Below are 435 nucleotides of genomic sequence, written 5' to 3' on the forward strand. Positions count from 1 at the left end.
ACAACGTTCTGCGAGTTGCCGCCGACGATGGAGAAGGCGCTGCCGCCGCGCACGGCGGACATGGTCTTGCCGTCGAGTTCTTTGTCGAGGGMCAGGTCCTTGATCATGAGGGTCGATTGCATGGTGAGTCTCCTAAGGGGTTCGGTTGGGGAGCACCCTCCAGGAGGGCGCTCCGGTATTGCGTTACAGCGCGTTACAGCACGGCCACTTGCGTGCCGTTGCCGAAGTTCTGCAGGGTGGGGATCTTCAGATTCAGATGCGAGCTGGCGTCGATCGTGTTCACGGTCGGGCCGACCTGAAGGCCCGTGGTCGGGCTGGCGAAGCCGCCGCCGCCGACAACGTTCTGCGAGTTGCCGCCGACGATGGAGAAGGCGCTGCCGCCGCGCACGGCGGACATGGTCTTGCCGTCGAGTTCTTTGTCGAGGGCCAGGTCCT

At 64.3% G+C, this 435-nt stretch carries 1 protein-coding gene; it reads right to left on the reverse strand.

What is annotated here, in order from left to right; all coding sequences use genetic code 11:
- Positions 1 to 193 precede the first annotated feature (193 nt).
- Positions 194 to 435: hypothetical protein (locus AC1DQ3_RS36840; protein WP_477125001.1), on the reverse strand; the 242-nt coding region annotated here is incomplete at its 5' end.

The sequence above is a fragment of the Cupriavidus sp. 01T418 genome (assembly GCF_056398885.1).